This window comes from candidate division WOR-3 bacterium (assembly GCA_039801725.1).
In the GTDB taxonomy this organism is placed as follows: Bacteria; Hydrothermota; Tepidihabitantia; order Tepidihabitantales; family DTDR01; genus DTDR01.
In genome coordinates this window covers 1-14,736 of sequence record JBDRVE010000001.1, presented here as the reverse complement: position 1 = coordinate 14,736, position 14,736 = coordinate 1, and the positions used below count along the sequence as shown (strand labels likewise).

Sequence of the window (14,736 nt, the reverse complement as noted above, 5' to 3'; positions counted from 1 at the left end):
CTCTACTGCTTGTGCTTTTACCCAACACCAATGGGCAGGAGATAGGGTATCTAAAAGATAGGTTTTTACATATATACCATTAGGGGCTGCTTCAAATTCTTCGCCAGTGATAATCACATTTCCTTGTTGGATATTTGCCTGTTGGATTTCTTCTAATTGCTCCAAGGGAGAAGAAAAAATTAAAACAATTAATGCTAAAAATAAACTCATTATTTTCCCTTTCATACCTCCTTTTTAAGCCCTACATAATAAATATAGGTTTTTTTTTTTCATGTCAAGGGAAATTTTTAGTAAATATGTTTAGACATATTTATAAAGTTAAAAGATAAAGAAAGTAATAAAAATTTTAAAAAGAACTGTAATTTTATTCTATTAAGTTAAAGGTTTTAAATAACCATTCTTTGATTTTGTTTTTTATTGCCAAATAATCTTCTTTATTTTCTGAAGAAGGAATAAAAAAGGGATGATAAATTAAAGTATTGTATTTTAAATCCAATTTTTCAACTTCTCTTTTTGCGTTTTCTGTTAGAATAATTAAATAATCAATATCTTCTTTTAAAAACTCTTTGAGTTCTCTTGGTTGATATTCATTTGGATTTATACCTATTTCATTAAAAATTTGGATAAGATTTTCATCTAATTTATCCACTGGAAAAATACCGGCACTATAAGTTTCATATTCCTCTTTAATTAGATTCTTAAATTCTTGTTGAGCAATAAAAGAAAGTAAATTTCGATTACAAAGAAAAAGAATTTTCTTCTTTTTTATTTTATTTTCTTCAACCTTTAATTCCGTTTTTGTTTTATATAAAGAAGATAAGAACTTTTTAAAAGGAGTTTGTGAATATAAATCATAATTAGTAATAAATTTTTTATTCTTATCAAAAATTAACAAAGCTGGTGTTGTATGAATTATTCCCTTTTTTCTTAAATAGGAAGCAAGATTTAAGACTGGAATAACTTTTTGATTTAAATTTTTTTCTAATCGAGAACAATATTTAGAAAGGGCTAAGAAATTGTCATGAGAAATAAGAATTAAAAAATTATAATCTATATTTTTAAACCCTCTCACTTCTTTTAGTAATTCATAAAAACCACAATCAAAAGGTGTAGCAATCATCAAAATATTCAAAATTCCTTCTTTTAAAATCGACGAGAAAGTGCTATTTATATCGTCTTCAATTTTTAAAATTGCTTCTTTGCTCTCTATTTCCATTTCGTATTCACCAATCGTTAATAAACTCTCTTCCGCTGATTCAACCAAATAAAAAAGATTTTCGTAAGGCATCGCATATAATAAAACATAATTTGTTTTTATTGAACCAATATATTTTCTTTCAGAAATTGAATAAAAATCCAGATAATAAGGAGGGTACCAATTTCTTTGAATTAAGAAATAATTTTTATTAAATACCATTGGCACACCTTTTACCGTCCACAATTTTATCCATTTTTCAAATTCTTCTTTTACTATCTTTTTAGTATTTTGTTCTTTTTTAATCTCTTCTTTAATATCTAATGGTGGAACTTTTTTTAATGGAATATAATTTTCTGGATAATCTTTGTAGATAAACAATAATTTCCCAAAAATATCATACTCATAAATATAAGGGTCAACCGAAGTAGTAACTATCAAATTTCCTTGAGGTGTTATATCAAAACCCACTTGAAAACCTAAATGGTTTAATCCCTTTTTTATTAAATTTTTAATATAAGAAGGTATTTTAAAAATTTTCCTGATTAAATTACCATTTTTTAAATTGTAAATTTCTATTCCATATTCAAAAGATTTACCACTCACAATAAGTAAAGTTTCATTCATAATTTTTGCCATCGTTGGTAAACTACTAAAATCAAGCAAGAACTCATCTATCAATTTTCCCGCAGTATCAAATATAAAAATTTGTTTAAGATTAGGACCACCCACAGCAATCATTTTATTATCACAATTAGTAAGAGATACTGGTGTAGGTAATTTAAAACCATGGATTATTTTCAATTTTTCCTTATTCAAAAGAGACAAAGAAACGATATAACTTGTTTCTTTTTCTATATCTGTTTTAATAGTAAATAATTTTTTATCAAATGTTAAAAAAGTTGAAGGACGATAAGAAATCCAATTTTCTAATTTTCCCCTAAATTTTTCAAAGATTCGGAATTCCCTTAATTTATTTATTTTTGCTTCGCTTAAACTAAAAAATATTAAGAGAAATATAAATCCCATAACTTATAAACGATTATTTTTATTACATTTAACAACTCGGAGAAAGATTACATTTAATTTACTCTGAAATTATCACAAAATCTGTACCTGTGGGTTGAACTAAAAAATTTTTTCCTTTTCTAATAGCCCGATAAATCTTCCCTTTCTCATTTTCTCCCACAAAACTATTTTCAAATTCAGGAGTACCTGGGTAATAAATACATCTACAAGTTGCGATAGGGTCCGGACAAAAACACCAAAAAGTTCCAGTAAGAGGTTCTTCAAAAAACATTCCTGGTTGATTTCTTCTTCTTGTGGTATCAGTAACCCAAAAATCTTTATTTCTTTTAAACTCTTCTTCAATTTTTGATTTTTCAAAAGCAATTAAATAGTTGCCTCTTACATCAATCACAAAATTAACTTTTTCATTTAGAGTATCAATTTTTGATTTAAAATATAAATATTTATCATCTTCGCCTACATAAGCAGCTATCGGATCATCTCTAAATACGCAATAACAAGTAGCCGATGAGTTAGGGCATATACACAATACATCTCCCGTTTGTTGATTAAGCTCTAATAGACCGGGGACTATCACATCGGATGGAATACGGCGAAAAGAAAAAGAAACATTAATACTAAAAATAAGAAAAAATATAATTCCATATGGTTTCATTTTAACCTCCTTTTTTATTTTACATTTTTTAAAAAATAATTTCAATATCTCATTTTTATTATTCATTCTTTTTATATATAATATAGTTTTTTTTTTAATGTCATGTCAAGGGAAATTTTTAGTAAATATGTTTAGACATATTTATAAAGTTAAAAGATAAAGAAAGTAATAAAAATTTTAAAAAGAACTGTAATTTTATTCTATTAAGTTAAAGGTTTTAAATAACTACTCTTTTTAAAAATAATTTCAATATTTTCATTTTTTATATCCATTTTCTTTAATAAAGGGATTAGTATTAGAAATAATAAAATATGCCGAAGGAGGGAGTCGAACCCTCACGAGGTGTCACCCTCAGCGGATTTTGAGTCCGCCGCGTCTTCCAGTTCCGCCACTTCGGCACTTTATTAAATTATAATTAAGACAAATCCAAAATCAAGATTTTATTTTAGATAGATAACCTTTTCTTTGTATTGAAAACTTTTAGAATTTAATTCAATTAAATAAACACCTTGGGAAAGATTTCTTTTTTGCCATTTAAAGTTATACTCACCGGGTTTTAAATTGTTTCTTATTATTTTATCAATCAGATTTCCTTTTATGTCATAGATTTTTATTGTTAAATCCTCCGAAAAGGAAAAAGAAAATTTGATATTTAATTCTTTAAAAAATGGGTTTGGTGAGATGAAAACTTTTTTCTTTTCCTTTGATAAATTCTCATTGATAACTACCTGAGGTGATTGAGTTATTCTTACCATCCAATCATGGAATTGCCATAATTGAAAAGTATCAACATTGGAAGACCAGTAAGAACGATAATCCCTTGGTTCATTAGCGTCAGCACCGACTCCTAAGGCAGGCGAATTATTAGGCCAGTGTAATACTACCCATAAATCAGTTGATGAATAAATATTTACATTGAAAAGAAAATTTGCCCAAGATGGCGCATTAGGAGAAGAAATATTTTCTACGCGGGCAAGCGGATTGGTGGTATCTGGTCTGCCATTTTCATCTTTGCATAAAAGAATATAATCAAAAGGAGTATTAGCCATATTTACCATAACTCTACCGCCAGTGATGCTAAAAGGTGGTGTTAATGTTGGTGTAAATCTCACATAAAACTTATCATTATTTAATCTACCAACCCAATAATAAGCATCTGCTAAGCCATCATCATATATTATCTCATAACTGCCGACAAAGTTTTTGCTTATAGTATCGTTAGAAGAAATAAAATCATCATTAACTCTTACTTTCCCTTCGGCTTTGAGAGAACCAACATAAGGAATAGTAAAATTTCTTAAAGTTAAAGTATATTCTTGTTCAGGGTAAATAATTGGAGAAACTGCTGAATCAATATAAATTTCATTATTTAGTGAATCTTTGATAATAAGTATCCCTTTGATTGAATCATTATAAGAACCGTTATTTTTTATTGTTAACTTGCAAGGAAAGGTATAGCCAACAGTCATTTCAGAAAAAGGTGGGTTTATTAGTTTTGCTTCGGCATCATGAAAGCACTTTGATTTAATTGATAAAGAATCGTCATAAGGATAGGTATCACCAATAAGGTTGGTATAAAATAGAAAATCATAATAACTATAAAAGGAAGGAGTAAAATTACCAAAAGTTAATATTCTTGAAGAATTAGGACCTAAGGAAGTTATTAATAATGACTCTTTTCTTAAAATAGTATCATTAACTTTTATTATTGAATAGGCATAGAAATTCACTGTGCTGTCACCAAAATTATAAAATTGTGCTTGGGGAGTAATTGTTTCATTCACGCGGATATGGCGAGAAGGCGAAAGGATATTCGTTGTTCCGACATTTAATTTTGGTCTTCTTCTAATAGTTATTGAATATACTTCACCACCATTTCCTAAACGATAAGCGTGGACTGCTTTACCACCACAAGTGGCGTAACTACCGTCACTTGATATATCACAAGCAAAAAGTGAACCTGGTTCTTGGTTACGGGTAATTCCGGTTATTGGGATATTGGAACTTCTGTGATGAATAGTAAAGACATAAAAGGAACCAGTTTGGGCAGTATCACCCCAAGAGGCGGTGGCAATAAAACTACCATCATAGGATAAGGCAACCGAACTTATCATAGCACCATATCCACCGTAACCTTGATAACTCCATAAAGGTGTGGCTGAGGAACTATCAAAAACAACCACTTTACCATTAGCATAACCAGTACCACAAGCAATTGTTGAACCATCTTTTGAGATAGCCACATCAGTTACCCAAGGATTACCTACTAAACTTGACCATTTTAATTGATAAGAAGAACCATTCCAATAATAAAGTTTTACATAGCCATAATAATCACCGGTTACCAATAATCTTCCATCATAAGAAATTTTTGCTGCGTATTGAGTGCCACAATTATAAGTGCCAATTGGTAAAGCACCTCTTCTTACACCATTTTCAAAAATAAAACAGGAATCGTAAACAGTAACAACTACTATTGAGCCATCGTTAGATATATCTAAACCCTGTAAACGATTACCCTCACTAAAATTTGCTTGCCAAATTAAGTTTCCTTCTTTATCAAAAAGAAACAAATCGCCGCTAATAGTTGCTGAAGCAACATAATTTCCATCATAAGAGATTTTACTTATTCCGCCACCAGTTATTGGATAATTGTAAATCCATATCGGAAAAGAAGAATTTTTATTCCAATAATAGCAACTACTCTGGCTACTTAAAACCAAACCAGAACCATTATAAGAAGCACCAATAGAATGACCGCCATAGGTCCAATAAAAACTACCGGAATATTCCCAGAGAGGAGAATTACTGCCAATAGTGCGATAAAAAGATGCCCGTTCATTATTTAAATACCAATTGGCAAAAATTCCCATTCCATCATCAGTAATATCAATACTCTGAACAATTGCTGCTCGGTGATTTCGGTCTACCCAAATCAATCCCGTTTCCGGACAGAAACTTAAAGAAGGAGTTTTTGATATTTCATCAAGGCTGATTTCTTTATTACCGTCAAAAAGAGTATGATGGATGAATTTTTCTCCGTTAATTATCTTTTCTTCTAAGAATATACCAACTTCTTTACTTATTACTACTACTGGAAAAATTAATAAAAGAAAATAAAAAGTTTTTCTAATCATATTCCCTCCATTTATTTTCATTTTTAAAATTATAATTTAAAAAGAAAATAATTCAAACAGTTTTTGACTTTTAAATAAGTTCTTGTATAATATCTTTTTAATTAGGAGGTTTTATGGATTTTAAAAATATTATTTTAGAATACGAAGAAGAGATAGCAATTTTGAAAGTAAATCGGCCACAGGTTTTAAATGCTTTAAATAACGAAACTATTTTAGAATTAGAAAAGGCGATTGATTTGATAAAAGAGAATGAGAAAATTCGGGTTTTAATCATTACTGGCGAAGGAAAGGCTTTTGTTGCTGGTGCAGATATTTCTGAAATGGTAAATTTTTCTCCTTTTGATGCTGAAAGGTTTGCTTGTAATGGTCATCGTTTACTTTCTAAGATTGAGAATCTTCCCCAAGTTGTGATTGCGGCAATCAATGGCTATGCCTTGGGTGGTGGTTGTGAGATTGCTTTGGCTTGTGATATTAGATTAATGGCAGAAGATGCAAAAATTGGTCAGCCAGAAGTAAAATTGGGAATAATTCCTGGTTTTGGCGGAAATATCCGGTTGCCAAGAATATGTGGTGCAGGAATTGCCAAGGAATTAATTTTTACCGGCGAAATGATTGATGCTAATGAAGCATTGAGAATTGGTTTAGTTAATAAAGTATATCCAAAAGATAAATTATTAGAAGAGGCAAAGAATTTAGCAAAGAAGATAATTGCTCGCGGTCCTTTGGCAATAAAATTGGCAAAACAAGCAATAAACCAATCTTTAAATATGAGTATTGACCAGGCAAAAGAGTGGGAGATAAAGTTATTTGCCTTGAATTTTAGTAGTAAAGAAGCAAAAGAAGGCTTAAAAGCCTTTTTAGAAAAGAGAGAACCTAATTGGAAAAAGGAGGAATAATGTATATTATTGGCGCAAAAAGAACACCAATTGGCAGATTTTTAAGTAGTTTAGCAAGTTTTAAGGCTACGGAATTGGGAGCAATTGCTATCAAAGGAGCATTGGAACAAGCAGGAATACCAAAAGAGAAGGTTGATGGTGTGATAATGGGTCATGTCTGTCCTGCTGGTTTAGGTCAGGCACCAGCAAGACAGGCACAAATTAAAGCAGGGATACCGCCAGAAATTCCTTCGCTTACAGTTAATAAAGTTTGTGGCTCAGGATTAATTTCTGTTGTTCTTGCTTGCCAAGCAATAAAGGCTGGTGATGCGAAAGTTATGATTGCTGGTGGACAAGAATCAATGTCTAATGTTCCTTATTATCTATATGGTTTAAGAACTGGTGTGAGAATGGGAGAAGTGAAGTTGGTTGACGGAATGATTTATGATGGTATTTGGTGTGCTTTTGAAGATGTCCATATGGGAATGTTGGCTGAATTTACTGCTGAAAGAAGTAGTATAACAAGAGAGATGCAGGATAAGTTTGCTTATGAAAGTCACATGAAGGCAGTTAGGGCAACAAAAGAGGGAAGATTTAATGAAGAGATAATTCCGATTACTATTCCTCAGAAAAAAGGAGAGCCAACTGTTGTAAAAGAAGATGAAGGTCCAAGACCAGATACTTCTTTAGAGAAACTTGCTCAATTAAGACCGGCTTTTAAACCTGATGGAACAGTTACTGCTGGTAATGCTTCCCAAATTAGTGATGGTGCGGCAGCAGTTGTTGTTGCTTCGGAAGATATTGTAAAGGAATATAAATTAAAACCTTTGGCAAAAATTGTTGCTTATGCTGTTGGTAGTCTTGAGCCGAAGATGTTATTCTATGCACCAGTAAAAGCAATTAGAAAAATTTTAGATATTTTGAAGGTAAATATTGATTATTTTGATTTAATAGAGATAAATGAAGCCTTTGCTGCCCAAGTACTTGCTGATGGTAAAGAGTTGAATTGGGATTGGAATAAAGTAAACGTAAAAGGCGGTGGAGTTGCTTTGGGACACCCAATTGGTGCCAGTGGTACAAGAATTCTTGTAACTTTAATATATGCCTTAAAAGAGATAAAGAAAACAAAGGGTTTAGCGGCAATCTGTTTAGGCGGTGGTGAGGCAGTAGCAATGGCAATTGAAGTTATTTAGTAAGTGAAAATAAAAACCTATTCTGAAGAAGAGACAATTCAATTTGGAGAAAAACTGGCAAAAAAGTTAAAAAAAGGCGATATTTTAGCCTTTTATGGTGAATTGGGAAGTGGTAAGACAACTTTGATAAAAGGAATTGTCTCCGGTCTCTCTTATAAAAAGCCAATAAAAAGTCCCAGTTTTATAATTGTTGCTATCTATCAAACAGAATTTCCTATTTATCACATTGACCTTTATCGTTTAGAGAATATAAAAGAGATAAATAACATTGGACTTTTAGATTATATTTATGGAGATGGAATAAGTTTAATTGAATGGGCAGAAAAGATTGAAGAACTTTTACCAAAAAAAAGGATTAATATAAAAATATTTATTACCGGAGAGAAAGAAAGGGAGATTGAAATAGAAGGACTTTAAATATTATTTTTCTTCTTCTTGTTTTTCCTGTTCTTCTTTTAATAAGATTTCAATGTTTGCTTTTTTCCTTAAATCAGCAATGAATTCATTATAAAGTTGCTCTTCTTTTTCTTTTCTTAATTTTCTTTCAATCTTATCTTTTACTTCATCAAAGGGACGATAATGGGCTTTTTTATGGTCTTCCTTTTTTATGATTACAAAGGTGGTATCATTCAGTTTTATTGGTTTGCTAACTTCTCCTTTGTTGGCTTGAAAAGCAAAAGAAATAACTTCTTTTGGTTTATGTTTATCGTCTTTGGAAAAGTATCCCAAATCACCGCCAAAATATTTTGTCTGAGAAACAGAATATTCTTTTACCAAAGAATCAAAAGGTATTTTTTCTTTTAATAGTTTCATTCTTACCTTATCGGCTAATTCTTTTGAACGGACAACAATCTCTCTTGCCTTAACCTGTTCCGGAACAAAGAAATCTTTTAAGTTAGTTTTATAATCTTTTTTCAATTCCTCTTCCTTTATTATCACTTTATTAGAAATTTCCTCTTTTTTTAATTCATTAATTAGAAGACTTTTCAGTCGCTCTTGCAATGGTCCAAAAACACCATTTCTGAGATAGCATTTAACTGATTCAGCTTCTTTTAATATCAAATATTCTTGAATAATATTTTCTACTAACCTTGCCTTTCCTTCTGGTGTTTCAAATTGGGGACGAACAAAAGGCGGTAATTTTGATATTCTTTCTTGTAATTGAGAGTTTTTAATCGTGATATTATTAAATTTAGCAATCTCTTCTCTATTTTCTTTTATTGCTTGAGTGTCAATTACCGGTGAAGCACTTGCCATTAAACTTTTTATCTTCTCTTCGTAGTATTTATTAATCTTCTCATTTTTTATCCTCAGTTCAATATCACCTTCCACATCTTTAAATTTCTTAACTTCTTTTGGCTTTTTATCTTCACATTTTAATAGTATATAACCATCTTTTGTTTTTATTGGTTTAGATATTTCGCCAACTTTTAATTTAAAAGCAACTTTTTCAATTGTCTTATCATAAGTTCCTTTGCGGAAATATCCTAAATCACCTTGTTTGTGAGGAGAAAGATTAATGGTCGTATCTTTGGCAACTGAATCAAAGATAAGTTCATTTTTAAGGAACTTTTCTCTTAAATCTAAGGCAGTTTGTAAATCTTTTACCAAAATTTCTCTTGCTTTTACTTGCTCTTCTTTTATATAAATTCCTTTGTTTTTCTTATAATAATCCTTCTTTTCTTTTTTAGAAACTTTTACTTTGTTAACTATCTCATCGTTATACCATTGTTGAAAAAGAAGCATCTTCCTATGTTCTTCATAATTATCTTTTATTAAGGGAAATAGATTCTTCTTTTTTGCTTCGCAGTATAATAATCTCTCATCAATCATTTCATAAAGAAGTTTTAATTTATCTTCATATTTCTCATAAGCCGTAGGATTTCTTGAAATTCTTTCGTCAAATTCAATCTGAGTAATAGGCCAGCCATCAACAATAGCAACCTTTTCCATATAGTTCTTTTTAAAACACCTTTCAATGGCATCTAAGGCATCTTCGGCATATTTTGATTTTGGATATTCAACCGCAACTTTCTCATAAATCTGAGCCGCATTTAAATAATCTTCTTGTAATTCTTTTAAAAGCCCTACCCGATAATAGACTTCTGGTAAAAGTTTTGACTTTTTATAATTATTAATAATCTCCTGATAAATTTCTTCTGCTTTCTTATAATCTCTTAACTTATCAAAATAGATATCACCTTTTTCTATTAATAAAATAATTATCTTCTCCGGATTTTTCTCTAAAGATAATAAAGAATCTAAATAATTTATTCCCTTTTCCCATTCTTTGGTAAGATAACAATTATAAAGGGGAGTTAAAAAATTATTGGTAGCAAAAAGATTAAATAAAAAGGCACTAATTATTAAGGTTAAAATTGTCTTCTTTCTTATCATCTTTCCTCCTTTTTAAGAAAAAATTATAAATATTTTCTTTTTAAAGTCAAGTTAAATTAAAATTGCTTTAAAAATCTGCATACCAATTGCTGAAACTAAAGGGATAAGGACATTATCATTCACTTCTAAGGGAATAATCTCAATAATTGTTGCTATACTGGCACCAATCAAGCCAATCTTTAAAGGCAAATTTATATTGGGTAAAATAGATAAAATATAACTGATTAAGGCACAAGATAAAAAACAGGCGATCATTCCTTCTAATGTTTTTCTTAATGTAAAAATCTTTGTTCTTCCGTGGGTTAAGCCAACAAGGGCTGCCATCGTGTCACCAACCGCCAGAAAAGCAATTGATGCCATAAATATACCCCTATCTTCAAAGATAAGCATATTAACAAAAGAAGCAAGCATTAGATAACTGCCACCGGTTAAAGAACTAAATTCTTTTTTTCTTAATAATGAACCAAACAAAATTATGAAGATACTTTTTAGCGGATTGATATGGAGCCTTAAAAAATCGATCAAGACAAATGTTAAAGCAGTTAGAAACATTAAAAAGATACTTAATTTTCTAGGCAGAAAATAATAAAGAATTGGAATTAAAAGTGCAAAAAGATGGACAAATTTTCTTCCGTATTCCGGACTTAAAATTTCACTCCTCCGCTTACTTTTAAAGTAGAAGCCGGTAAATCACTCTCCAGATATTTTTTTGTTTCATAACCATAATCTAAATAGATTGAACGATAATTTATACCAAAACCAAAAGAAAAACAATGGTGATAGAAACCAACTCGTAAAGCAATCAGTTCTTTTATTTTATATTCCAATCCAAAACTATTATTATCAGGAAGTTTATTTAAACTTAACTCACCTTCATAGGCAAGGGTAAGGGCACCAAAATTCTTACTGATGCCAATTGCCAAATTTGGTTTTATTTTTTCTATCTTCTTATCCGACCAAATGATTGGTGAACTTGTAATATTTCTAACTCTGAGACCTAATAATATATCTTTTTCAGGAATGAAAGAGAAGCCAAAATCAATACCGCCACCAAATCCTGAATAAGTATAAATATTACGGTAGATAATTTTCATATTAAAACCAAATATAAGGAAATCTTTTAAGAAAAAGGCAAAATTGAAATAGGGGATAAGGTCATAAGCAAAAACATTCTTTACAAATATTGGTTTATTGGTGCTTTCATTTGGTGGTGAATTTTGGTCTGGCAAAGAACAATATGGAATATTAGGAATGAGATTGGCATATAAAGAAAAACCTAAACTATATTTTTCTTTCGGAAGGATAAAAGAGAAATATTCATTTCTAAACTCTCCACCATAATTTTCCGAATGATAGAAATAAAACTCTTTTTTATTATGAAGACAGGTAAGCGAAGGGTTATAATAAAAAGAAGAACCGTCTTTTTTCAAGCCAACCATTGCCTGACCAAAGCCAACGCCACAAGCGGAAGTTCCTAACTCTTCAAACTCACCAATATATTCCTGAGAAAAAAGAGCAAAGAAAATAAATAGGAAAATATATTTTTTCATTAAGATAATTTTATAAAATATAAAGATAAAAGTCAATTACTCTCAAAAAGAAAAATTATCACTAAATCATAAACAATTAAATAAAAAATTTCTTCCTTTTAACTGATAAAAATCTAAAAGTTTTTATTAATTATATGTTTAATTATAAAACTAAAAATTCCCTCACTATTTTTTATTTAATGTCATTCAATTGAAAAGAGAAGATAATGAAGATTACAAGGTATGTTAATACTATAAGTTAATGAAGTTAATTATGTTTTAAAAGAATAACCAACGAAACTCTAAGGATAATAAAGACTTTTAAGATTCTTTAACTCTCTTTTTAACAATTTAAAAATTTTTTATATTTGAAGCAAAACATTATTAACTAATCTTTTGTTTAATAAAATCCAATTCACATGCATAAGTTTTTAATTCTTTAAACTTGTTACTTTGTTTTGAGAAAAGAAAAATATTTTTTAAAAATTTTAAAAAAGATTATTTCTAAAAATTGAAAGATGTATATCTTTAAATCTGAGAGAATTCGAAAATTGAATTTAAAAACAGTAATGTAAATAAATAAATAAATAAATAAATAATTGAAAAATCTTATAAATGGATTATAATTAAAATTTAAATTGGAGGAAAAATGAGAAAGCGGGTTTGTATCGTGGGTGTTGGTATGACACCATTAAGACCATTATCGCCGGATGTCTCTTATAAAGAGATGATGTTTGAGGCAGCCTGTAAAGCCTATGATGATTGTGGAATTAATCCCAGAAAGGATGTTGATACCTTTGTCTGTTGCTCAGAAGACTATATTGAAGGAACAAGTATTTTTGATGAATATGTGCCTGACCAACTTGGTGGTGCCTTAAAACAGGTTCACACGATTTCTTCTGATGGACTTTTTGGTGTCTGCGCAGGGATTTTGCAAATTTTAACTGGTGAATTTAAAATTGCGGTTGTAGAAGCCCACGCAAAATCTTCTAATATCTTAACTCCCGATGGAGTTCATATGTGTGCCTTAGACCCAATCTATATTAGACCATTAAATGTTAACTCCATATTTATCGCTGGTTTGGAGTATAACTCTTTTCTATATCATCATTTATTTACCAAAGAAGACTGCGCCCAAGTAGTTGTCAAAAATAAAAGAAATGCTTTAAAAAATCCTTATGCCTGTTATGGTGCCAATCTAACGATTGAAGACGTTTTGAACTCTTTTCCTATTTCTTATCCGTTGAACGAATTAGAAGTGAGTCCTTATGCCGATGGTGCCTGTGTTGTTGTTTTGGCAAGTGAAGAAGTGGCAAAAGATTTGAAAAAGAAACCGATTTATATTGATGGATTTTCTTTTATCCAAGGTTCACCAAATTTAGAAGTTAGGTCTTGGGATTATCCAAGAGCAACCGAAGAAGCAGGTAAAAGGGCATATGAAATGGCGGGTATTACTAATCCTGATAAAGAGATTGATTTCTGTGAGATTGATGATACTTATTCATATAAAGAAATACAGCACGCCATCGCTTTGAATCTTAATGAGACAATAATAAATCCATCAGGTGGTAGTTTAGGTATGGGTTATATATACGAAGGAACTGGTTTAATGAGATTGATAATGGCAGTTTTACAATTACGGGGTGAAGCAGGTGGTTTTCAGGTAAAAATAAATAATGATTTACCAAGGAAGGCTGTAGTTCAATCTTGGCGAGGCATTCCAACAGAAAATAGTTGTGTATTAGTTTTAAGTAGAGAATAAAAGGAGGAAAAATTATGGGAAGAAGGGTTGCAATCGTTGGTGCGGGAATGACAAAATTTGTAAGAAGGGCAAAAGAAACAGGTAAAGAATTGGCATATTATGCAGCAAAGGCAGCATTAGATTCTTGTGGCGCCAAATTGAAAGATATTGATGGAGTAGTTTTAGGAAGTGCTCCTGATACTTTTGATGGCGTCCATATGAAAGGTGAATATCTTTCTTGTGGCGCTGGTGCTTTTGGTAAACCCTATTTAAGATGTTATGTCGGTGGCGGAACAGGCGTTTTTTCAGTAGCAGTTGGTTGGTATTATATTGCCAGCGGAATATTTGATACCTGTTTAGTTGTTTGTGAAGAGAAGATGTCTTCTTATCAACCCCATCCGCAAGGTGCCTTTTTGACAATTTTTGACCATACTACCGAAAGACCATTAGGACCAAATTTATTATGGATTTTTGCCTTAGAAATGCACAGATATATGCAAACTTATGGAATAAAAAAAGAAGAGATTGCCTTGGTAGCAGTAAAAAATAAAAAGAACGCCTTAGACCATCCAGCAGCCCAAATTGCCCAAGAGATAACTGTCCAGGATGTATTAAATAGCGAAGTCCTTTGTTATCCAGTCCAAAGATTAGATGTTTCACCAGTATCAGATGGTGCTTGTGCGATTGTGATGACCAATGAATATCTGGCAAGAAGGTTTACTGATAAACCCGTATGGGTTAGTGGTGTCGGTTGGTGTTTAGATACTGCTTATTGGACAAATCGAGATTTATGTTATCCGAGATATGTGGAAGAGGCAGCAAGAATGGCATATAAAATGGCAGGAATAAGAAACCCAAGAAGAGAGATAGATGTTGTTGAGCCTTATGACCCCTTTGATTATAAAGAACTTCACCATTTAGAAGGATTACTTTTATGTGATAGAGGAGAAGCACCACAATTATTAGTTGATGGAAAAACCCAAAG

12 protein-coding genes and 1 tRNA gene are annotated in these 14,736 nt (G+C 30.7%); 5 read left to right on the top strand and 8 right to left on the bottom strand.

Annotated features, from left to right (window positions below):
- The 5 genes from ABIK75_00065 to ABIK75_00045 all read right to left on the bottom strand — a co-directional run.
- Nucleotides 1–225, bottom strand: a 225-nt coding sequence (locus tag ABIK75_00065; protein ID MEO0089494.1) for a hypothetical protein, incomplete at its 3' end; no start/stop codon positions are given.
- 139 nt (nucleotides 226–364) lie between these two features.
- Nucleotides 365–2,224, bottom strand: a complete 1,860-nt coding sequence (locus tag ABIK75_00060) for a hypothetical protein (protein ID MEO0089493.1) — start codon at nucleotides 2,222–2,224, stop codon at nucleotides 365–367.
- Between the two features lie 58 nt (nucleotides 2,225–2,282).
- Complete coding sequence (locus tag ABIK75_00055; protein ID MEO0089492.1) at nucleotides 2,283–2,879, bottom strand: hypothetical protein; 597 nt, start codon at nucleotides 2,877–2,879, stop codon at nucleotides 2,283–2,285.
- Between the two features lie 312 nt (nucleotides 2,880–3,191).
- Nucleotides 3,192–3,277 (bottom strand) — tRNA-Leu (locus ABIK75_00050).
- Nucleotides 3,278–3,319: 42 nt separating this feature from the next.
- On the bottom strand, nucleotides 3,320–6,016 hold the full coding sequence (locus ABIK75_00045) for a T9SS type A sorting domain-containing protein (GenBank protein MEO0089491.1): 2,697 nt from the start codon (nucleotides 6,014–6,016) through the stop codon (nucleotides 3,320–3,322).
- 113 nt (nucleotides 6,017–6,129) lie between these two features.
- Between ABIK75_00045 and ABIK75_00040 the strand changes: the two genes are divergently transcribed.
- Genes ABIK75_00040 through tsaE form a run of 3 tightly spaced genes read left to right on the top strand, consistent with a single transcriptional unit; the run spans nucleotide 6,130 to nucleotide 8,501 of the window.
- Nucleotides 6,130–6,912 carry an enoyl-CoA hydratase-related protein gene (locus ABIK75_00040; protein MEO0089490.1) on the top strand — a complete coding sequence of 261 codons (783 nt, stop codon included), beginning with the start codon at nucleotides 6,130–6,132 and terminating at the stop codon, nucleotides 6,910–6,912.
- Nucleotides 6,912–8,084, top strand: coding sequence for an acetyl-CoA C-acetyltransferase (locus ABIK75_00035; GenBank protein ID MEO0089489.1), 1,173 nt, complete (start codon nucleotides 6,912–6,914; stop codon nucleotides 8,082–8,084). Before ABIK75_00040 ends, ABIK75_00035 begins: the two co-directional genes overlap by 1 nt.
- Nucleotides 8,085–8,087: 3 nt before the next feature.
- Entirely contained in the window at nucleotides 8,088–8,501 is a 414-nt protein-coding gene (gene tsaE, locus ABIK75_00030; GenBank protein MEO0089488.1) for a tRNA (adenosine(37)-N6)-threonylcarbamoyltransferase complex ATPase subunit type 1 TsaE, read from the top strand.
- Nucleotides 8,502–8,504: 3 nt separating this feature from the next.
- On the opposite strand, the gene ABIK75_00025 is transcribed toward tsaE, so the two are convergent.
- From ABIK75_00025 to ABIK75_00015, 3 genes are all read right to left on the bottom strand, one after another.
- Entirely contained in the window at nucleotides 8,505–10,481 is a 1,977-nt protein-coding gene (locus tag ABIK75_00025; protein MEO0089487.1) for a peptidyl-prolyl cis-trans isomerase, read from the bottom strand.
- 51 nt (nucleotides 10,482–10,532) lie between these two features.
- Nucleotides 10,533–11,033 (bottom strand): hypothetical protein, encoded by a 501-nt coding sequence (locus ABIK75_00020; protein MEO0089486.1) that lies wholly within the window; start codon nucleotides 11,031–11,033, stop codon nucleotides 10,533–10,535.
- Between the two features lie 92 nt (nucleotides 11,034–11,125).
- On the bottom strand, nucleotides 11,126–12,031 hold the full coding sequence (locus ABIK75_00015) for a hypothetical protein (protein MEO0089485.1): 906 nt from the start codon (nucleotides 12,029–12,031) through the stop codon (nucleotides 11,126–11,128).
- 628 nt (nucleotides 12,032–12,659) lie between these two features.
- Here ABIK75_00015 and ABIK75_00010 point away from each other — a divergent pair.
- Complete coding sequence (locus ABIK75_00010) at nucleotides 12,660–13,772, top strand: hypothetical protein (protein MEO0089484.1); 1,113 nt, start codon at nucleotides 12,660–12,662, stop codon at nucleotides 13,770–13,772.
- 14 nt (nucleotides 13,773–13,786) lie between these two features.
- Nucleotides 13,787–14,736: thiolase domain-containing protein (locus ABIK75_00005; protein MEO0089483.1), on the top strand; the 950-nt coding region annotated here is incomplete at its 3' end.

Bases quoted from the DNA above. Each gene is read 5' to 3' on its own strand.
- ABIK75_00060 (MEO0089493.1), bottom strand. From the start codon at position 2,224: ATGGGATTTATATTTCTCTTAATATTTTTTAGTTTAAGCGAAGCAAAA.
- ABIK75_00055 (MEO0089492.1), bottom strand. From the start codon at position 2,879: ATGAAACCATATGGAATTATATTTTTTCTTATTTTTAGTATTAATGTT.
- ABIK75_00045 (MEO0089491.1), bottom strand. From the start codon at position 6,016: ATGATTAGAAAAACTTTTTATTTTCTTTTATTAATTTTTCCAGTAGTA.
- ABIK75_00040 (MEO0089490.1), top strand. From the start codon at position 6,130: ATGGATTTTAAAAATATTATTTTAGAATACGAAGAAGAGATAGCAATT.
- ABIK75_00035 (MEO0089489.1), top strand. From the start codon at position 6,912: ATGTATATTATTGGCGCAAAAAGAACACCAATTGGCAGATTTTTAAGT.
- ABIK75_00025 (MEO0089487.1), bottom strand. From the start codon at position 10,481: ATGATAAGAAAGAAGACAATTTTAACCTTAATAATTAGTGCCTTTTTA.
- ABIK75_00020 (MEO0089486.1), bottom strand. From the start codon at position 11,033: ATGTTTCTAACTGCTTTAACATTTGTCTTGATCGATTTTTTAAGGCTC.
- ABIK75_00015 (MEO0089485.1), bottom strand. From the start codon at position 12,031: ATGAAAAAATATATTTTCCTATTTATTTTCTTTGCTCTTTTTTCTCAG.
- ABIK75_00010 (MEO0089484.1), top strand. From the start codon at position 12,660: ATGAGAAAGCGGGTTTGTATCGTGGGTGTTGGTATGACACCATTAAGA.